18 protein-coding genes are annotated in these 16942 nt (G+C 69.4%); 13 read left to right on the top strand and 5 right to left on the bottom strand.

The genetic code is table 11. The features are described 5' to 3' along the window. Positions 1 to 46 precede the first annotated feature (46 nt). Entirely contained in the window at positions 47 to 982 is a 936-nt protein-coding gene (locus tag M3U25_RS17145) for an NAD-dependent epimerase/dehydratase family protein (protein WP_355502624.1), read from the top strand. 87 nt (positions 983 to 1069) lie between these two features. Here the strand turns inward: M3U25_RS17145 and M3U25_RS17140 are convergent, their stop codons facing one another. The 5 genes from M3U25_RS17140 to M3U25_RS17120 all read right to left on the bottom strand — a co-directional run bounded on the left by M3U25_RS17140 (position 1070) and on the right by M3U25_RS17120 (position 6371). Beyond that, positions 1070 to 1552, bottom strand: coding sequence for an Mpo1-like protein (locus tag M3U25_RS17140; RefSeq protein ID WP_355502627.1), 483 nt, complete (start codon positions 1550 to 1552; stop codon positions 1070 to 1072). 514 nt (positions 1553 to 2066) lie between these two features. Next, positions 2067 to 3950 carry a peptidoglycan-binding protein gene (locus M3U25_RS17135; protein ID WP_355502630.1) on the bottom strand — a complete coding sequence of 628 codons (1884 nt, stop codon included), beginning with the start codon at positions 3948 to 3950 and terminating at the stop codon, positions 2067 to 2069. A 51-nt stretch (positions 3951 to 4001) separates the two neighbouring features. Beyond that, the gene (locus tag M3U25_RS17130; protein WP_355502633.1) at positions 4002 to 4688 is read right to left on the bottom strand and encodes a hypothetical protein; all 687 of its coding nucleotides are present in this window, start codon (positions 4686 to 4688) and stop codon (positions 4002 to 4004) included. Between the two features lie 110 nt (positions 4689 to 4798). After that, positions 4799 to 5278, bottom strand: a complete 480-nt coding sequence (locus M3U25_RS17125; protein WP_355502635.1) for a hypothetical protein — start codon at positions 5276 to 5278, stop codon at positions 4799 to 4801. Between the two features lie 166 nt (positions 5279 to 5444). Then, complete coding sequence (locus tag M3U25_RS17120; protein ID WP_242160191.1) at positions 5445 to 6371, bottom strand: phosphoribosylaminoimidazolesuccinocarboxamide synthase; 927 nt, start codon at positions 6369 to 6371, stop codon at positions 5445 to 5447. Between the two features lie 142 nt (positions 6372 to 6513). Here M3U25_RS17120 and M3U25_RS17115 point away from each other — a divergent pair, with 142 nt between their 5' ends. The 12 genes from M3U25_RS17115 (at position 6514) to M3U25_RS17060 (ending at position 16856) form a co-directional block, all read left to right on the top strand. Continuing rightward, the gene (locus M3U25_RS17115; RefSeq protein ID WP_010341396.1) at positions 6514 to 6846 is read left to right on the top strand and encodes a DnaJ domain-containing protein; all 333 of its coding nucleotides are present in this window, start codon (positions 6514 to 6516) and stop codon (positions 6844 to 6846) included. A 9-nt stretch (positions 6847 to 6855) separates the two neighbouring features. After that, positions 6856 to 7524, top strand: coding sequence for a ribulose-phosphate 3-epimerase (gene rpe, locus M3U25_RS17110; RefSeq protein WP_242160192.1), 669 nt, complete (start codon positions 6856 to 6858; stop codon positions 7522 to 7524). A 1-nt stretch (position 7525) separates the two neighbouring features. Then, positions 7526 to 8008 carry a GNAT family N-acetyltransferase gene (locus M3U25_RS17105; RefSeq protein WP_242084721.1) on the top strand — a complete coding sequence of 161 codons (483 nt, stop codon included), beginning with the start codon at positions 7526 to 7528 and terminating at the stop codon, positions 8006 to 8008. 217 nt (positions 8009 to 8225) lie between these two features. Further along, on the top strand, positions 8226 to 9164 hold the full coding sequence (gene yegS, locus M3U25_RS17100) for a lipid kinase YegS (protein WP_355502639.1): 939 nt from the start codon (positions 8226 to 8228) through the stop codon (positions 9162 to 9164). A gap of 373 nt (positions 9165 to 9537) precedes the next feature. Continuing rightward, the gene (trpE, locus tag M3U25_RS17095) at positions 9538 to 11013 is read left to right on the top strand and encodes an anthranilate synthase component I (RefSeq protein ID WP_242084719.1); all 1476 of its coding nucleotides are present in this window, start codon (positions 9538 to 9540) and stop codon (positions 11011 to 11013) included. Next, positions 11010 to 12080, top strand: coding sequence for an aminotransferase class I/II-fold pyridoxal phosphate-dependent enzyme (locus tag M3U25_RS17090; protein WP_355502643.1), 1071 nt, complete (start codon positions 11010 to 11012; stop codon positions 12078 to 12080). The genes trpE and M3U25_RS17090 overlap by 4 nt, the downstream gene beginning before the upstream one ends. A 21-nt stretch (positions 12081 to 12101) precedes the next feature. Continuing rightward, on the top strand, positions 12102 to 12881 hold the full coding sequence (locus tag M3U25_RS17085) for an SIMPL domain-containing protein (protein ID WP_242160195.1): 780 nt from the start codon (positions 12102 to 12104) through the stop codon (positions 12879 to 12881). Between the two features lie 10 nt (positions 12882 to 12891). After that, positions 12892 to 13470 carry an aminodeoxychorismate/anthranilate synthase component II gene (locus M3U25_RS17080; protein ID WP_017913955.1) on the top strand — a complete coding sequence of 193 codons (579 nt, stop codon included), beginning with the start codon at positions 12892 to 12894 and terminating at the stop codon, positions 13468 to 13470. A gap of 49 nt (positions 13471 to 13519) precedes the next feature. Continuing rightward, positions 13520 to 14158 (top strand): flavin reductase family protein, encoded by a 639-nt coding sequence (locus M3U25_RS17075; protein ID WP_355502647.1) that lies wholly within the window; start codon positions 13520 to 13522, stop codon positions 14156 to 14158. A gap of 45 nt (positions 14159 to 14203) precedes the next feature. Then, complete coding sequence (gene trpD / locus M3U25_RS17070; RefSeq protein WP_242160197.1) at positions 14204 to 15241, top strand: anthranilate phosphoribosyltransferase; 1038 nt, start codon at positions 14204 to 14206, stop codon at positions 15239 to 15241. An 86-nt stretch (positions 15242 to 15327) separates the two neighbouring features. Further along, positions 15328 to 16125 (top strand): indole-3-glycerol phosphate synthase TrpC, encoded by a 798-nt coding sequence (gene trpC, locus M3U25_RS17065; RefSeq protein ID WP_242160198.1) that lies wholly within the window; start codon positions 15328 to 15330, stop codon positions 16123 to 16125. Next, positions 16122 to 16856: a haloacid dehalogenase-like hydrolase gene (locus M3U25_RS17060; protein WP_160946126.1), complete on the top strand. Its 735-nt coding sequence runs from the start codon at positions 16122 to 16124 to the stop codon at positions 16854 to 16856. Before trpC ends, M3U25_RS17060 begins: the two co-directional genes overlap by 4 nt. Positions 16857 to 16942 lie beyond the last annotated feature (86 nt).

Below are 16942 nucleotides of genomic sequence, written 5' to 3'. Positions count from 1 at the left end.
TGCGCGGTCCGGACGCAAATGGCGGGACACGCACTATCCTGTGTCGATGACCGATTCGCCTGCCGCCGCATCCGCTTCCTCTTCGTTCCTTGCGTCGCCGCGCATTGCGCTGGTGTTCGGCGGCAGCGGCCAGATCGGCGAGCGTCTGCTGCATCGCCTGCTGGCCGCCGGCTGGGAGGTGCATGCCTATTCCCGCCAGGCGCGCGCGGCGCAGCCGGGCCTGCACTGGCATGCCGGCGAACTCAGCGCGCTGCAGGCGCCGCCGGTGGCCGCCGAGGTGGTGTTCAGTTGCGGGCCGCTGGACGCCTTCGCCGACTGGTACCGGCGCGCGCCGGTCGCGGCCGCGCGCGTGGTCGCCTTCGGCTCCACCAGCCTGGAGGTCAAGCGCGACTCGCTGGATGCGGCCGAGCGCGACGTCGCCCGGCGCCTGCGCGAGGCCGAAGCCATCGTGTTCGCGGTCGCGGCCGAGCGCGGTGCGGCGGCGACCGTGCTGCGGCCGACCCTGGTCTATGGCGCCGGCCGCGACCGCACCCTCAGCGCGATCGCGGCGCTGGCGCGGCGCACGGGTTGGTTCGTGCTGCCACGCAGCGCCAGCGGCCTGCGCCAGCCGGTGCACGTGCAGGATCTGGCCGACGCGGCGCTGGCGGTGCTGGCGCATCCGGCCACGCACGGGCGCAGCTATGCCCTTGGTGGCGGCGAGACGCTCAGCTATCGCGAGATGGTGCGGCGGGTCCTGGCCGTCCTAAGGCCACCGGCGCGGCTGCTGTCGCTGCCGCACGCGCTGTTCGCACTGGCGCTGACGCTGGCCCACGCCTGCGGCCGCCTGCAGGGCATGAACCGCGCCGCGTTGCAGCGCATGCGCGAGGACCTGGCGTTCGATCTGCAACCGGCGCGGCAGGATTTCGGCTATGCGCCGCGCGCCTTCGCGCCGGATGCGGCGATGCTGGGGGTGGAGACCGGGGACACGGCGCAGCAGGGTTGACGCAGCGTCGCGCCGCGCAGCCGTCAGCCCGATGCGGACGGGCGTCCTCGCCTACTTGACGGTGTCGGGCAGCGTTCTCGGCCGCGCTCAGTAGCGCCAGTGCATGCGCCGGTATAGCTTGGCCAGCACCCACGCCGGGCCGATCAGCAGGTAGGTCAGGTCGGTAAGGAAGCTGGGACGATGGCCTTCCAGCGCGTGGCCGATGAACTGCGCGATCCAGGCCACCACGAACACGCCGATCGCCAGCCACAACAGCCCCTGCAGCCCCAGGTGCGCTTCCAGCAGCCGGCACAGGCAGCCGCAGAAGAAGAACGCCGCCAGCATGCCGTAGCCCAACGGGCGTGACAGGCGGTTGTAGTACATCCACGCCGCGAACATGCCCAGCGCCGCCCACAGCCCGCTCTGGAACCAGGTGCCGCCCACCGGGATGCACCACAGCAGCGCCACCACCGACCACAGGATCGCCGGTACCGTGACCACATGGATGCGCTGGTTGGCGACATTGCGGTGATCGTCGGAATAACTGGCGAAATAACGGTCGATCGGGCGCGCGTAGGCGGTGGTATCCATCTTCCCTCCCAGGAACCGGCCCAGCATAGCGCCATCGCTGGCGCGATGCGGAGACACCGGGCCGCGAAAGGCGAGGACCGCGGCGACGGGATCGTCTGCGGTGATCCGGCGGAGCGGACAGCCATTGCCTGCTGCACGGACGCCCTTCCCGTTTGCCGGTTGGACCCGACTCCGCAACGTTCCCCGCCCGCGCAGCCCGCATGCAGGCTGCCCGGCCAGCGGAGCGACCTTTCGAGGGGCTCTAGAATCTCTGGGACGTATCCCGTAGGAGCGGCTTCAGCCGCGACGGGTTTGAGCGGGAACGTGCCCGTCGCGGCTGAAGCCGCTCCTACAGGGGGACCTTGCAGGCGGCTTGATCGTGCCCGAAGCAGGTATGGAAGGTGCTTTTCCGTTTCGACGAACGACGTCCGAGATGCGTCGGACGCCGCCTGGCCGGTCATCGCCGGCAAGCGGTGGCGTCGCCGATCAGGGCCGATCGCGCTGTCGGCACGATCGCCCCACACCGTTTGGCGGCTCAGGCGCGCGCCACGCTCCTGTTGGCGTCCTGCTGCTGCTCGCGCTGCACCGACTCGTGCTGCTGCGCGGACTGGCGGGCCAACTGCGCGCTGGTCTGCTCCAGCGGCGGTGCCGGCTGCTGCAGGTCCACCACCGCACGGAAGCCCGGCGTGGTCCCGGCGACGAAGGCCTTGTCGTTCGCCACGCTGACCTCCTTCAGCTTGTCGGGACTGTCGATCCCGGCCTGCTTGGCCTGCAGGGTGAGGTTGGCCACCGCCTCGTTCGACAGCTTGGCATGCGGCGGATTGGCCTTCTCGGCACCGCGATCGGCCTCCGTGCGCATCCTGTCGTACAGCGGCGTATCCGGATGCCCCGGCTCGCCGAGCTGCGGGCCTTTCGCCGGCTTGGCCTGGGCCTGCTCGGCCGCCGCCAGCCCGGCCCGGGTGTCGCGGCCGACGATGCCGTCCTGGGTGAGGCCGCGCTGTTTCTGGAAGGCAACGACCGCCTCGCGGGTATGCTCGCCAAAGCGCCCATCCTCGGCCAACACTCTACCCTGTGCGTCGCGCACGCCCATGCGGTTGAGCTGGCGCTGCAACGCTTCGACGTCATTGCCGCGCTCGCCCTGCTTGAGCAGGCCATCGGCCATGGCCGCACTCTTGGCGCCGTGGGTTTCTGCAGGTGCGGCGGATGCCTGCCGTGCAGGAACGTCGCCATTGCCATGCAATGGTGCGCGAACCTGGAACTCCGGCTTGGGGGTCAACGCGCCCACGATGCGGGTGCCGCCGCCATCCCAGTAGCCGCCTGGGCGAATCGTGACCTCCGCCGGCCCGGTCCTGCCTTGCGAGCCGATGAACTGGATGTTTCCCGCCTCGTCGTACCCCTTGAAGATGCCGATGTGTTGCCCCTTCGACGAAGAAAACAGCAGCAGATCGCCCTGGTGCAACGAGCCGTTGGGTTTGCGTGCTTCCGCCGCGGAGGTGACATCGAAATGCTCGCGCGCATACGACGTGACCTGCGAGCCATTGAAGAGCTTGGCGGTGGTGAATCCTGCGGCGTTCTCGCCCGGCACGTCGTAGCCGGCGTTCTTGAGTCCGCGCCACACGAAGGCCGAACAATCCACGCCAAGGCGACCGTCGCCATCGCCATCGCGCTCCAGGCGGCTGCTGTCGCGCCCGGGCCTGGGGTGGTCCGGACGACCGTATTCGTAGTGCCGGCCCTCGTTGAAGAAGTGCTGGTACGCCTCGTTGTAGACCGTCTCGCTGGGTCTGCCGGATGCAGCAGGAGCCGGGGTGGGGCTCGATGCAGCGGGCGCAGCCGCGGGCTGCGGCTGCGCCGCGGCTTGTGCCGCAGTCCGAGCGGGTGTCTGTACCGTGACCTCGCCTGCTCGCCAACCCTCGAAGCGCCTGATGCCGTCGGCCAGCGCTTCGCGTTCGCGCTCGCTCATCTGCGCGACAGTTTTATTGCGCAGGTCCACGCCTTGGCGGTCGCCTTCCGCGAAGATGGTGGCGGCCTGTTCGCGATGATGCGTGGTGCCGCTGTAATCGGTTTTCGAGTAGCGCGGCAGCATCTGTTCGACGGTGTCGTTGCCGAAGCGTCGCTCCAGTAGCTGGATCTTGGCAGCGCGACCTGCCTCGTAGCTTTCGAAAACGGCATTGCCCCACTGGTCGAGACCCACGACGCCGCGATAGGTGCTCTGCGCTGACTGCAATGCCTCTTCGCGTGTACGCTGGCTGTTGGCTGTTTTGTCTGCGCTGCCAGCGAACTCGAACTTGAGGTTGCCGGGGTTGTTGTTGCGCCACGAAACCGATCCACCTGATCGGCTGGCGGTACTTCCATCGTCCATCTCTACCGTGCGCGTGGTGTTGACGCTGCTGACGAGTCGAGTGATCTTGGGGTCCGACATACCTTGCTCTCCTTGCGAGTGGACAAGCACGCGTGCTTGTGGGGACGGTCGCTACATTCCGTTTGAAAACACGTCCAGCGCGCTGGCGCTGACCCAGCCTTGCGCGCAGTTGCCGGCATAGCGACCCGGCGCAGCGACATGGCAGGCATCGCCGCTTGCGGGGGAGGCCCACTGGATCGGGCGGTCCCCGTACTTCTGGCATAACGAATTGCCCTTGCATTGCGCCACGCTGTCCGCCGGAGTCGCGACGACGTAGTAGTACATGGGGTTTTGGCCGGCGCGGGCGATGCCCTGGACACAGACGAGTTGCCCTTGCGAGAAAGTGGCCCGCGGTGTGGCATGGCTCCCCGTGGTCGGCACGACATTCAGTGCGGGCGTGCCCTTGGCGTCGGCAACGCCTGCGAAGAATCCCTGCGCGCCACAGTCTGGGGTCAGTTCGACGTCGTAGTAATCGCCCGCGTCCAGATTGCCCGCCGTACAGTTCCGTGCCGTCTTGCGGCCTTCGCACTGCACGCCGCTCGACAGCAGCAGTTGCTGTGCTGCGTCGTTCGACGTGGCGTCTGCGCCTGGGGCTGCGGCGGGAGGCGCTTGCTTGGCAGGCGCGGGGCTGGTTGCGGCCACGGCGGCAGGGGCAGCGGATTGGCCGTTGCTGCACGCGCTCAGCGCGAGGAGCAACACCGAAACGGCTGGCCACGCAACGCGATTGCCGAGCCGGCGGGAAGGACGGGACGAGCGCATCTTTACCTCACGTGCGAGCAGGTCGCGGAAATGTAGCGCGGGCGGGATACAGCTTGGTGAAGGGAAAAGGGCTGAAGAAACGCCCGTGCCGTGCGGCCAGCGCGCGTTGGTTACAGGGTCTGATCGTCCACTTTCACCAGTGTCCAGCACGGCTTCTGCGCGAACTGGTAGACCTGCTGGTCGCCGGTATCGGGGGTGCGGACCATAACCTGCCGACCCTCGCCGTTCTGCGTCACCACGACCTCGCGCCCGCCCCTGCGGGCCGCGTCCAGGTTCGGGATCACCGGCCATTCGACTTCGGCCAGCGGCACGTTGCGGGTGACTGGCGCCGGCTCCGGCTGCGCGTCCGGATCGATGTGGATCATCGTCAATGGATCGGCAGTGGCCTTTTCCTGGACCGCGATATCGGCGCTGAAGCGCTTGAGGAAGGTATCGAACTCGGCATCCTGGCAGCGTGGGGCGGCCGCGGCTGCAGGGGCCGACGGAGCCGCTGGCGTCGTTGCAGGGGCGGAGCCGGCAGAGTGCGCCTTGCAGGCGACCAGGGCGGCTGCCAGGGTCAGTGAAGTCAGAATGGGGCGTGCAGTAGCCAACGGATCCTCCTGATCAGGTCGGACGCACGAGCGCTCGCGCGCGTGCCGAGTCTAGTTGGCCAGGATTATCGGGCGGTGAAGCAGGGGGGATAGCAGCGGGGCAGCAAGGTGGCCGCTTCAGCGACCACCCTTGCGCGCCGGCACACCGGCGCATGTCAGCCCCCACTCAGTCGATCGAAATCCCCGCCAGCCGCTGCAGCGCCTCGGCATACTTGGCGCGGGTGCGGTCGATCACGTCCTGCGGCAGGCGCGGGCCGGGCGCGGTCTTGCCCCAGTCCAGCGTCTCCAGGTAGTCGCGCACGAACTGCTTGTCGTAGCTCGGCGGGCTGGTTCCGACCTCGTATTGGTCGGCTGGCCAGTAGCGCGAGGAGTCCGGGGTCAGCATCTCGTCCATGATGTACAGGCGGCCGTCGGCGTCGGTGCCGAACTCGAACTTGGTGTCGGCCAGCAGGATGCCGCGCTCGGCGGCGAAGTCAGCGGCGAAGCGGTAGATGCGCAGGGTGGCGTCGCGCACGCGCTCGGCCAGTTCGGCGCCCACGGTCTTGACCATGGCGTCGAAGTCGATGTTCTCGTCGTGGTCGCCGACGGCGGCCTTGGTCGACGGGGTGAAGATCGGTTCGGCCAGCTTCTCGGCCTGGCGCAGGCCGTCGGGCAGCTCGATGCCGCTGACCTTGCCGGTGCGCTGGTAGTCCTTCCAGCCGCTGCCGATCAGGTAGCCGCGGGCGATGGCTTCCACCGGCACCGGCTTGAGCTTGCGGGTCACCACTGCGCGCTTGGCGTACAGCGCGGTGTCCACGCCCTCGGGCAGCACTGCGGCCACGTCGATGCCGGTGAGGTGGTTGGGCATGAGGTGTTCGGTCTTCTTGAACCAGAAGTTGGAGACCTGGCACAGCATCTCGCCCTTGCCGGGGATCGGGTCCGGCAGCACCACGTCGAAGGCGGAGAGGCGGTCGGTGGCCACCATCAGCAGGTAGTCGCCGGGCGGCGCGTCGGCCGGCAGGCGCTCGCGGGGGAGATCGAACACGTCGCGGACTTTGCCGCGGTGGCGCAAGGGCAGGCCGGGCAGATCGGATTGCAACAGCGTGGTGGACACAGGCACTCCTACGGACTTCGCAATGGCGACCGTCCCGGGACCCGGCGGGCCCGCGGCGGACGGCGGGCCGCGTAGTGTACGGCCGGAATGCCCCGCTGTGCCGTAAAATGGACGGCCCTGACGCCGCGCCCGCCCTTGCCCCATGCCCTGGTACGGAAAACTGCTCGGCGCCATCGCCGGGGCCCTGCTGCTGCGGCCCACGCCGGTGCTGGGCGCGCTGATCGGGCTGCTGATCGGGCATGCCTTCGACGCTGACTGGTTCAAGCTGTCCCAGCGCGAGGATCCGTACCGGGAGCTGGGCCTGACCCGTGACGCCACCGACGCCGAGATCGAACTGGCCTACCGCCGGCTGATGTCCCAGTACCACCCCGACAAGGTCGCCAGCGCCAGCCCCGAGTTGCGTGCCCGCGCCGAGAAGAAGGCCAGCCAGCTCAACACCGCCTACGACCGTATCCGCACCCTGCGCAAGCGCTGAGACCCCGCCATGTCCGACTGCATCATCTCCCCGTCCATCCTGTCCGCCGATTTCGCCCGCCTCGGCGAGGAAGTGGATACCGTGCTGCGTGCCGGCGCCGACTGGATCCATTTCGACGTGATGGACAACCATTACGTGCCGAACCTGACCATCGGCCCGATGGTCTGCCATGCGTTGCGCAAGCACGGCGTCACCGCGCCGATCGACGTGCACCTGATGGTGGAACCGGTGGACCGGCTGATCCCGGATTTCGCCGAGGCCGGCGCCAGCATCATCAGCTTCCACCCCGAGGCCAGCCGCCACGTGCACCGCAGCATCCAGCTGATCAAGTCGCACGGCTGCAAGGCCGGCCTGGTGCTCAACCCGGCCACCCCGGTGGACATCCTCGACTGGGTGCTGGACGACCTGGACCTGGTGCTGGTGATGTCGGTCAACCCGGGCTTCGGCGGCCAGGCCTTCATTCCCTCGGCGCTGGACAAGCTGCGCGCGATCCGCGCCCGCATCGACGCCAGCGGCAAGCCGATCCGGCTGGAGATCGATGGCGGCGTCAAGCCGGACAACATCGCCGCGATCGCCGCCGCCGGCGCCGACACCTTCGTCGCCGGCTCGGCCATCTTCAACGCACCGGACTACGCCGAGGTGATCAAGCAGATGCGCGCCGCGGTGGCGGGGCGCTGAGATGGCGGTGCTGCACATCCGCCCGGCGGTGGCCGACGATGCGGCGCTGATCCTGCGCCTGATCCGCGACCTGGCGCGCTACGAGCGCGCCGAGGACGCGGTGCAGACCGACGAGGCCGGCCTGCGCGCCAGCCTGTTCGGCGCCGACGCCCGCGCGCAGGCACTGATCTGCGAGGCCGACGGCCAGCCGATCGGCTACGCCGTGTACTTCTACAACTACTCCACCTGGCTGGGCCGCAACGGCCTGTACCTGGAAGACCTGTACGTGGACCCGGCGCACCGCGGCGTCGGCGCCGGCAAGGCGCTGCTGCAGCATCTGGCGCGGCAGGCGGTGGCCGAGGGCTGCGGCCGCTTCGAATGGTCGGTGCTGGACTGGAACCAGCCGGCGATCGATTTCTACGAAGCGGTCGGCGCCCGCGCGCAGGACGAGTGGACCGTCTACCGGCTGCAGGGCGAGGCGCTGGCCAGGTTCGCCGCCGGTTGAGCGGCGCCGGGCGGCCAAAAGAAAAGAACCGCACCGTCGCCGGTGCGGCCCCTGGGAGATAAATCGGAGGCTGATCCTGCCTCCATCCGTCTTCCTTGCTATGGCCTTCCATGTTCCGGACGCACGGTGACGTGCGTATGACAACGGCCGCGCCGGGATTCACGCATCGCCCATGCCGCGCCCGTTAGCGTGGGCGCCTCACCCCGGGATGGTTGGCATGGCTGCAGCGCACTGGCGTTTGATCCTCAACGGCAAGTCGGCCGGCGACGAGACGCTGCGCGAGGCGGTCATGGACATGCGTGCACGCGGCGTGGCGCTGCAGGTGCGGGTCACCTGGGAGCAGGGCGATGCCGAGCGCTACGTGGCCGAGGCGGTGGCCGATGGCGCCGCCTGCATCGTCGCCGCCGGTGGCGACGGCACCCTGAGCGAAGTTGCCAGCGCGCTGGCGCATCGCCAGGAGCCGGCCGCGGCATTGCCGGCCCTGGGCCTGGTGGCCCTGGGCACGGCCAACGATTTCGCCACGGCCACCGGCATCCCGTTGCCGCCGCTGGAGGCGCTGGAACTGATCGCCCGCACCACGGCGCAGCCGATCGATCTGCTGCGCATCGAGGCCGAGCATGGCCCGCACTGGTGCGCCAATGTCGCCAGTGGCGGCTTCGGTACCCAGGTCACGGTGGAGACCGACGAAGGCCTGAAGAAGATGCTGGGCGGGCTGGCCTACCTGGTCACGGGCATGAGCCGGCTGGGCCGGATCGATCCGATCCGGGCCCGTTTCGAGGGGCCGGAGTTTTCCTGGGAAGGCGATTTCATCGCGCTCGGCCTGGGCAACGGCCGCCAGGCCGGTGGCGGCCAGGTGCTGTGCCCGGACGCGCTGCTCGACGATGGCCTGCTCGACCTGACCCTGGTGCCGGAACTGACCGGCGAAGTCGCCGCGACCCTGGGCACCCTGGTCACGTCCGGCAAACAGGCCGCGCTGGAGCGGGTGGCGGTGCGCGCGCGCCTGCCGTGGCTGCGGATCGAAGCGGCGCAACCGCTGACCCTGAACCTGGATGGCGAACCGGAAACCTCGCGCCATTTCCGCATCGACTGCGTGCCCGGCCGCCTGCGCATGCACCTGCCGCCGGCGTCGCCGCTGCTGCAGGCGCGCGGGCGCTAGCGAACCCCGCAGCGCACGCCTTCCACCTGCGATCGTGTCGCTCGCGTGTTGCTCTCGTAGGAGCGGCTTCAGCCGCGACCGGCATTCCCGGTAACGCCCGTCGCGGCTGAGGCCGCTCCTACGGAGATGTACCCAGGCAATGGATCCCCTGTGGGAGGGACTTCAGTCCCGACGCGACATCCTCACCGACCACCTCCGCGCCGCGATCGATTGGTGGCGTCTGCAACCGTTGCCAGTCGCCGCAGTTGCGGTAAAGTAGCCGCCGTGTCCAGCCTGACGACCCCGCGTTCCTTCACTTCCGCTCGCCGTGCGTGGCGATGGTGGCCTGCAGCCGTCGTCCGCCCTGTCACCGAGTCCCGGAAGGAAAGCCGTCTTGATTACCCGCGAGCAGTTCCAGCGCTACGCCGCTGAAGGTCACACCCGCATCCCCGTCGTCCGCGAAGTGCTGTCCGACCTGGACACGCCGCTGTCGGTCTATCTCAAGCTCGCCGACGCCCCGCACACCTATCTGTTCGAATCGGTCGAAGGCGGCGAACGCTTCGGTCGCTACTCGATCATCGGCCTGCCGGTGCGCCGCGTGTACACCTTCCGCGGCCATACCCTGGACGTGCGCGACCATGGCGAGCTGATCGAGCGCCGCGAGGTCGCCGATCCCTTTGCCGAAGTGGAGGCGCTGCGCGCGCAGCATGTCGTGCCCAAGCTCGCAGGCGTGCCCGGCTTCACCGGCGGCCTGGTCGGCTGGTTCGGCTTCGAATGCATCGGCTATATCGAGCCGCGGTTGGCCGGTGGTGTCGCACGCGACGAGCTCGATACCCCGGACATCCTGCTGATGCTGTCCGAGGAAGTGGCGGTCTTCGACAACCTCAAGGGCCGCCTGTACCTGATCGTGCATGCCGACCCGGCCGAGGCCGACGCCTGGGAGCGCGCGCAGGCGCGCCTCGATGCGCTCACCACCACGCTGCGCCAGCCCGGCGCCGGCTACCCCGCGCCGCTGGCGCGCGACGTGCTGGACGAGAGCGACTTCGTCTCCGGCTTCACCCGCGAGGGCTTCATCGCCGCGGTGGAGAAATCCAAGGACTACATCCGCGCCGGCGACATCTTCCAGGTGGTGCTGAGCCAGCGCCTGAGCGTGCCGTTCACCGCACGCCCAGTGGACGTGTACCGCGCGCTGCGTGCGCTGAATCCGTCGCCGTACATGTATTTCCTCGACGTCGGCGACACCCAGGTGGTCGGCTCTTCGCCGGAGATCCTGGTGCGGCTGGAGAACGGCCAGGTCACCGTGCGTCCGATCGCCGGCACCCGGCCGCGCGGCAAGACCCCGGAAGAGGACCAGGCGCTGGAAGCGGAGTTGCTCGCCGATCCGAAGGAACGCGCCGAACACCTGATGCTGATCGACCTGGGCCGCAACGATGCCGGCCGGGTCTCGCAGGCCGGCAGCGTCGCCGTCGGCGAGCGCTTCGTGATCGAGCGCTACAGCCACGTCATGCACATCGTCAGCGAGGTCACCGGGACCCTGCTGCCCGGGCTCAGCTACGCCGACGTGCTGCGCGCCACCTTCCCCGCCGGCACCGTCAGCGGCGCGCCGAAGATCCGCGCGCTGGAAGTCATCCGCGAGCTGGAGCCGATCAAGCGCAACGTCTACGCCGGCAGCATCGGCTACCTCGGCTGGCACGGCGACGCCGATACCGCCATCGCCATCCGCACCGCGGTGATCAAGCACGGCCGCCTGCATGTGCAGGCCGGCGCCGGCATCGTCTACGACTCCGACCCGCAGACCGAATGGGACGAGACGATGAACAAGGGCCGCGCGCTGTTCCGCGCGGTCGCCGAAGCGGCGAAGGGGCTGTGAGCGCCGCCGCGCCGCGGATCGGCTTCCGCAACGACTACAGCGAAGGCGCGCATCCGCGCCTGCTCGCCGCCCTGGCTGCGGCCAGCGCCGAGCAGAATGCCGGCTATGGGTTGGACCGGCACAGCGCGCGCGCCGCCGAGCTGATCCGTGCCGAGATCGGCTGCGCCGACGCCGACGTGCACCTGCTGGTCGGCGGCACCCAGACCAACCTCACCGCGATCGCCGCGTTCCTGCGTCCGCACCAGGCGGTGATCGCTGCGGCCTGCGGCCATATCGCCACCCACGAGACCGGCGCGATCGAGGCCACCGGGCACAAGGTGCTCACCGTGGACGCGGCCGACGGCCGGCTCACGCCGGAGCGGATCGCGCCGCTGCTGGCCGAGCACGGCAACGAGCACCTGGTGCAGCCGCGGCTGGTCTACGTGTCCAACACCACCGAGGTCGGCACGCTGTACCGCAAGCACGAACTGCAGGCGCTGCGCGCGTTCTGCGACGCGCACGGCCTGCTGTTGTTCCTGGACGGCGCGCGCATCGGCAGCGCGCTCACCGCCGAGGGCAACGATCTACGCATGGCCGACATCGCCGCGCTGACCGATGCGTTCTACATCGGCGGCACCAAGAACGGTGCCTTGCTCGGTGAGGCGCTGGTGATCCTCGACCCGGCCTTGAAAGCGGATTTCCGCTACCTGCTCAAGCAGCGCGGCGCGCTGCTGGCCAAGGGCATGGTGCTGGGCACCCAGTTCGCCGCGCTGTTCGAGGACGGCCTGTTCTACGAACTGGCCACGCACGCCAACCGCATGGCCGCACGGCTGCGCGACGGGCTCGCCGCGGCCGGCGCGCAGTTCGCCTCGGACTCGCCGACCAATCAGCTGTTCGTGATCCTGCCGGCCGCCGCGGTCGACCTGCTGGCGCAGCGCTACGACTTCGAGCGCTGGCAACGGCTGGGCGACGGTCGCTGGGTGATCCGCTTCGTGACCTCGTGGGCCACGCAGGACGCGGCGGTCGATACGTTGATCGCGGATTTCGCTGCGCTGACCCGGTCCGGCACGCAGCGTGCGGCCGGCTGACATTCCGCCAGGGAGAGGAAGATGAACATTCGCACGTTTGGTGCCTGGGCCCTTGCCGCGGTGCTGGCCTTGCCGGCCGTCGCCAGCGCGCAGGTCAACAGCCTGCCGTCGCAGCCGCACTTGTTGGTGAAGGGTGAGGCCGAGCGCGAGGTGATTCCTGATCGGTTCAACATCAAATTGACGTTGGAAGCCGTCGATGTCGCGCCAGAAGCGGCGCGTGCGCGGGTACAGGAGGATGCGACCAGTGTCCTAGCCGCCTTCAAGCAACACCATGCCCTGAGCAACAGCGTACAGGCGTCCACCTTGTCGATCGCGCCGGAACGGCGCTACGAGAACGACCGCCAGGTGTTCAAGGGAACCAAGGTGCAACGCACCTTGTCCGCCGACTTTTCCACACTCGACGATGTGCGCCAGTTCCTGGCCGGGTTGAAGACCAGCCAGTCTCTGCAGGTCTCTGCGATCACTCCCGCCTACAGCAAGGAAGCGGAGGTGCGCGCCGAACTCAAGCGCCAGGCAGTTGAGCAGACGCGCGTCTCGGCGCAAGAACTGGCACGCGCTTACGGGGTAGCGCTGGGTGGGCTGTACACGATTTCCACGGTCGCCCCCAACTTCGCCTATGGAATTCAGGCAGGCACCTGGCAAGGAGGCCGAAGCCAGGTTGGTGACGGCTACGGATACAGCTTGGACGCCATCCAGGTGACGGGCAACCGCGCGGCCGCGGCGCCGTTGGCCGAATCCCTCGAAGCCGGCACCCTCACCCTTTCCGAAAACGTCTATGCGGTCTTCCTGATCGCGCAATGAGTCCTTCGCCATGCTGCTGATGCTGGATAACTACGACAGCTTTACCTACAACCTCGTGCAGTACCTGCAGGCGCTCGGTGCCGAGGTCAAGGTGGTGCGCAACGACGCGCTCAGCGTGGACGAGATCGAGCGCCTGGCGCCCGAGCGCATCGTCATCTCGCCGGGGCCGTGCACGCCGAACGAGGCGGGGGTGTCGCTGCAGCTGATCGAGCGGCTGGGGCAGCGCACGCCGATCCTGGGTGTGTGCCTGGGCCACCAGAGCATCGGCCAGGTCTACGGCGGGCAGGTGGTGCGCGCCGGCACCATCATGCACGGCAAGACCTCGCGCATCCGCCACGAAGGCCGCGGCGTGTTCGCCGGCCTGCCGGACCGCTACGAGGCCACCCGCTACCACTCGCTGGTGGTGGAGAAGACCACGCTGCCCGACTGCCTGGAAGTGACCGCCTGGACCGAACACGACGACGGCACGGTGGAGGAGATCATGGGTCTGCGCCATCGCCAGTTCCCGGTCGAGGGTGTGCAGTTCCACCCCGAGTCCATCCTCACCGAGCACGGCCACGCCTTGCTGAAGAACTTCCTGGAGCGCTGAGCGCGCCGCGACGGCGCCACCCGCCTTCCGTCACTGCCGGAGCCTGCCGATGCACGATCGCACCGACGCCTTCCACTTCTACGAACCGGCCCACGGCCACGGCCTGCCGCACGATCCGTTCAACGCCATCGTCGGGCCGCGGCCGATCGGCTGGATCGGCTCGCGCGGCGCCGATGGCGTCGCCAACCTGGCGCCCTACAGCTTCTTCAACGCCTTCAACTACGTCCCGCCGATCGTCGGCTTCGCCAGCATCGGCTGGAAGGACAGCGTGCGCAACATCGAGGCCACGGGCGAGTTCACCTGGAACCTGGCCACGCGGCCGCTGGCCGAGGCGATGAACGCCAGTTCCGCCGCTGTGGCGCCGGAGGTCGACGAGTTCGCCCTGGCTGGCCTGACCGCCGCGCCGTCGCGCCTGATCGGCGCGCCGCGGGTGGCGGCCAGCCCGGTGAGCTTCGAGTGCCGGCTCAGCCAGCTGCTGCCGCTGCAGAGCGCGCGCGGCGAGCCGATCCAGACCTGGCTGGTGCTCGGCGAGGTGGTCGGCGTGCACATCGCCGAGCACGCCCTGCAGGACGGCATCTACGACCCGGCCGCGGTCGCCACCCTGCTGCGCGCCGGCGGCCCGGCCGACTACTTCGAGGTGCTGGCGCAAGGGCGCCTGCGCATGCCGCGGCCGACGCAGGCGCGCTGACCCGCGCTGCCTCCTTCCTTACACGCCTAACCGACCGTCTTCGCCATGACCATCACCCCCCAGCAAGCCCTGCAGCGCACCATCGAGCACCGCGAGATCTTCCACGACGAGATGGTCGGGCTGATGCGGCAGATCATGCGCGGGGAGGTGTCGCCGATGATGACCGCGGCCATCCTCACCGGCTTGCGGGTCAAGAAGGAGACGGTCGGCGAGATCGCCGGCGCGGCGGTGGTGATGCGCGAGTTCTCGCGCACCGTACCGGTCGCCGACCGCACCCACATGGTCGACATCGTCGGCACCGGCGGCGACGGCTCGCACACCTTCAACATCTCCACCTGCGCGATGTTCGTGGCCGCCGCAGCCGGCGCCAAGGTCGCCAAGCACGGCAACCGCAGCGTCTCCTCCAAGTCCGGCAGCGCCGATGCGCTGGAGGCGCTGGGCGCGGCGATCGAACTGCAGCCCGAGCAGGTGGCGCAGGCGTTGGCGGCCACCGGCATCGGCTTCATGTTCGCGCCCGTGCACCATCCGGCGATGAAGGTGGTGGCGCCGGTGCGGCGCGAGATGGGCGTGCGCACCATCTTCAACATCCTCGGCCCGCTGACCAACCCGGCCGGCGCGCCGAACATCCTGATGGGCGTGTTCCACCCCGACCTGGTCGGCATCCAGGCGCGCGTGCTGCAGGAACTGGGCGCCGAGCGCGCGCTGGTGGTGTGGGGCCGCGACGACATGGACGAGCTCTCGCTCGGCGCCGGCACCCTGGTCGGCGAGCTGCGCGACGGCCAGGTCCGCGAGTACGAGGTGCATCCGGAGGATTTCGGCATCGCCATGTCGGCCAGCCGCAACCTCAAGGTCGCCGACGCCGCCGAATCGATGGCGATGCTGCGCGCCGTGCTCGACAACGTGCCGGGCCCGGCCCTGGACATCGTCGCCTTCAATGCCGGCGCGGCGCTGTACGTGGCCGGCCTGGCCGACGACATCGGCGCCGGCATCGCCCTGGCGCGCGCGGCCATCGCCGATGGGCGCGCGCGGGCCAAGCTGGAGGCGTACGTGGCCTGCACGCGCGGCCTCGCCGGGCTGGACTGAGCGCCTGCGCCAGCGCCCGATCCCGGTTCTCACCCCCGACACCCCGCATCGCCGATAATCCGGCCATCCCCCAGGATCCCCACCGCATGAGCAGCGACATTCTCCGCACCATCCTCGCGCGCAAGGCCGACGAGATCGCCGCGCGCCGCGCGCGCGTGCCGCTGGCCGAGCTGGTCGCCCGCGCCGAGGCCATGCCGCCCACCCGCGGGTTCGCCCGCGCGCTGCAGGCCGCCATCGCCAACGGCGACCCGGCGGTGATCGCCGAGGTCAAGAAGGCCAGCCCATCCAAGGGCGTGATCCGGCCGGACTTCCATCCGGCCGACATCGCGGTCAGCTACGAATTCGGCGGCGCCGCCTGCCTGTCGGTGCTGACCGACGAGGACTTCTTCCAGGGCCACGACCGCTATCTGCAGCAGGCGCGCGACGCCTGCACGCTGCCGGTGCTGCGCAAGGACTTCACCATCGATCCGTACCAGGTGTACGAGGCGCGCACGCTCGGCGCCGACTGCATCCTGCTGATCGTGGCCGCGCTGGACGACCTGCAACTGGCCGAGCTGTCGTCGCTGGCGCTGCAACTGGGCATGGACGTGCTGGTGGAAGTGCACGACATCGACGAACTGGAGCGCGCGTTGCAGGTGCCGGCGCCGCTGATCGGCATCAACAACCGCAACCTGCGCACCTTCGAGGTGTCGCTGCAGACCACCTTGTCGATGCAGGACGCAGTGCCGCGCGACCGCCTGCTGGTCACCGAAAGCGGCATCCTTGGCCCCGACGACGTGGCGCTGATGCGCGGCGCCGGCGTGCACGCGTTCCTGGTCGGCGAGGCGTTCATGCGCGCCGAGGAGCCGGGCGAGGCGCTGCGGCAGCTGTTCTTCGCGGCATGAGCGGGCAGGCGCCGAGTCCGTACCCGTTGCCGCGCGCCGATGCGCCGCTGGTGGTGTTCGATTTCGACCACACCCTGTACGACGGCGACTCCGGCAGCCACCTGTTCGCCTGGCTGATCAAGCGCAATCCGCTGCGCCTGGCCGCCGCGGTGCTGGCCACGCCGTTGCTGGGACCGCTGGTGGCGATGCTGCCGACCCGGCGCACCGGCATCTCCGGCTACGTCTGGATCGCCAGTTTCGGCCTGCGCCGCGCCCGCGAGTTCAATCGCATCATCGACCAGTACGTGCTGCAGCATCAGGCGCAGATCCGCCAGCGGCTGCTGCCGCAGGCGCTGGAGGTGTTCGCCCGGCACCGGGCCGCCGGCGATCGGGTTGTGGTCGCCACCGGCGCGCCGCCGGAACTCGCCCGCGCCATCCTCGGCTTCGTCGCGCACCAGGACGTGCCGGTGGTCGGCAGCCTGATCGGCCCGCGCCTGGGCGCGGTCACCGCCACGCGCCACTGCCACAACGAGGAAAAGATGCGCATGCTGCGCGAGCTGGGCTACGGCGAGATCGCCATGGCCTATTCCGACAGCACCGCCGATCTGCCGCTGCTGCAGGCCGCGGCCACGCCGGTGGTGGTCAATCCCAAGCACAGTGCGGTGGCGGTGTTCCGCCGGCTGCTGCCGTCCGGCACGCCGATCCTCAACTGGGGTTGCCGCGACCGCGGTGGCGAGGGCGCCGGCCGCTGACCGCGGCTGCCGTCGGGCGCCGCGACCGCGCAGCGCTCGTCACGGCCAACGTCGTCCGCATGGCCCTGCGTGCACTCGCTGCGGCG

Source organism: Xanthomonas sp. PPL134 (assembly GCF_040595915.1).
In the GTDB taxonomy this organism is placed as follows: domain Bacteria; phylum Pseudomonadota; class Gammaproteobacteria; order Xanthomonadales; family Xanthomonadaceae; genus Xanthomonas_A; species Xanthomonas_A indica.
The sequence above is the reverse complement of the archived record's forward strand: the minus strand, read 5'-3'. Positions and strand labels throughout refer to the sequence as shown.

Excerpts from the sequence above, each read along its gene's own strand:
- M3U25_RS17145 (WP_355502624.1), top strand. The coding sequence starts at position 47 with ATGACCGATTCGCCTGCCGCCGCATCCGCTTCCTCTTCGTTCCTTGCG.
- M3U25_RS17140 (WP_355502627.1), bottom strand. The coding sequence starts at position 1,552 with ATGGATACCACCGCCTACGCGCGCCCGATCGACCGTTATTTCGCCAGT.
- M3U25_RS17135 (WP_355502630.1), bottom strand. The coding sequence starts at position 3,950 with ATGTCGGACCCCAAGATCACTCGACTCGTCAGCAGCGTCAACACCACG.
- M3U25_RS17130 (WP_355502633.1), bottom strand. The coding sequence starts at position 4,688 with ATGCGCTCGTCCCGTCCTTCCCGCCGGCTCGGCAATCGCGTTGCGTGG.
- M3U25_RS17115 (WP_010341396.1), top strand. The coding sequence starts at position 6,514 with ATGCCCTGGTACGGAAAACTGCTCGGCGCCATCGCCGGGGCCCTGCTG.
- rpe (WP_242160192.1), top strand. The coding sequence starts at position 6,856 with ATGTCCGACTGCATCATCTCCCCGTCCATCCTGTCCGCCGATTTCGCC.
- M3U25_RS17105 (WP_242084721.1), top strand. The coding sequence starts at position 7,526 with ATGGCGGTGCTGCACATCCGCCCGGCGGTGGCCGACGATGCGGCGCTG.
- yegS (WP_355502639.1), top strand. The coding sequence starts at position 8,226 with ATGGCTGCAGCGCACTGGCGTTTGATCCTCAACGGCAAGTCGGCCGGC.
- M3U25_RS17085 (WP_242160195.1), top strand. The coding sequence starts at position 12,102 with ATGAACATTCGCACGTTTGGTGCCTGGGCCCTTGCCGCGGTGCTGGCC.
- M3U25_RS17080 (WP_017913955.1), top strand. The coding sequence starts at position 12,892 with ATGCTGCTGATGCTGGATAACTACGACAGCTTTACCTACAACCTCGTG.
- M3U25_RS17075 (WP_355502647.1), top strand. The coding sequence starts at position 13,520 with ATGCACGATCGCACCGACGCCTTCCACTTCTACGAACCGGCCCACGGC.
- trpD (WP_242160197.1), top strand. The coding sequence starts at position 14,204 with ATGACCATCACCCCCCAGCAAGCCCTGCAGCGCACCATCGAGCACCGC.
- trpC (WP_242160198.1), top strand. The coding sequence starts at position 15,328 with ATGAGCAGCGACATTCTCCGCACCATCCTCGCGCGCAAGGCCGACGAG.
- M3U25_RS17060 (WP_160946126.1), top strand. The coding sequence starts at position 16,122 with ATGAGCGGGCAGGCGCCGAGTCCGTACCCGTTGCCGCGCGCCGATGCG.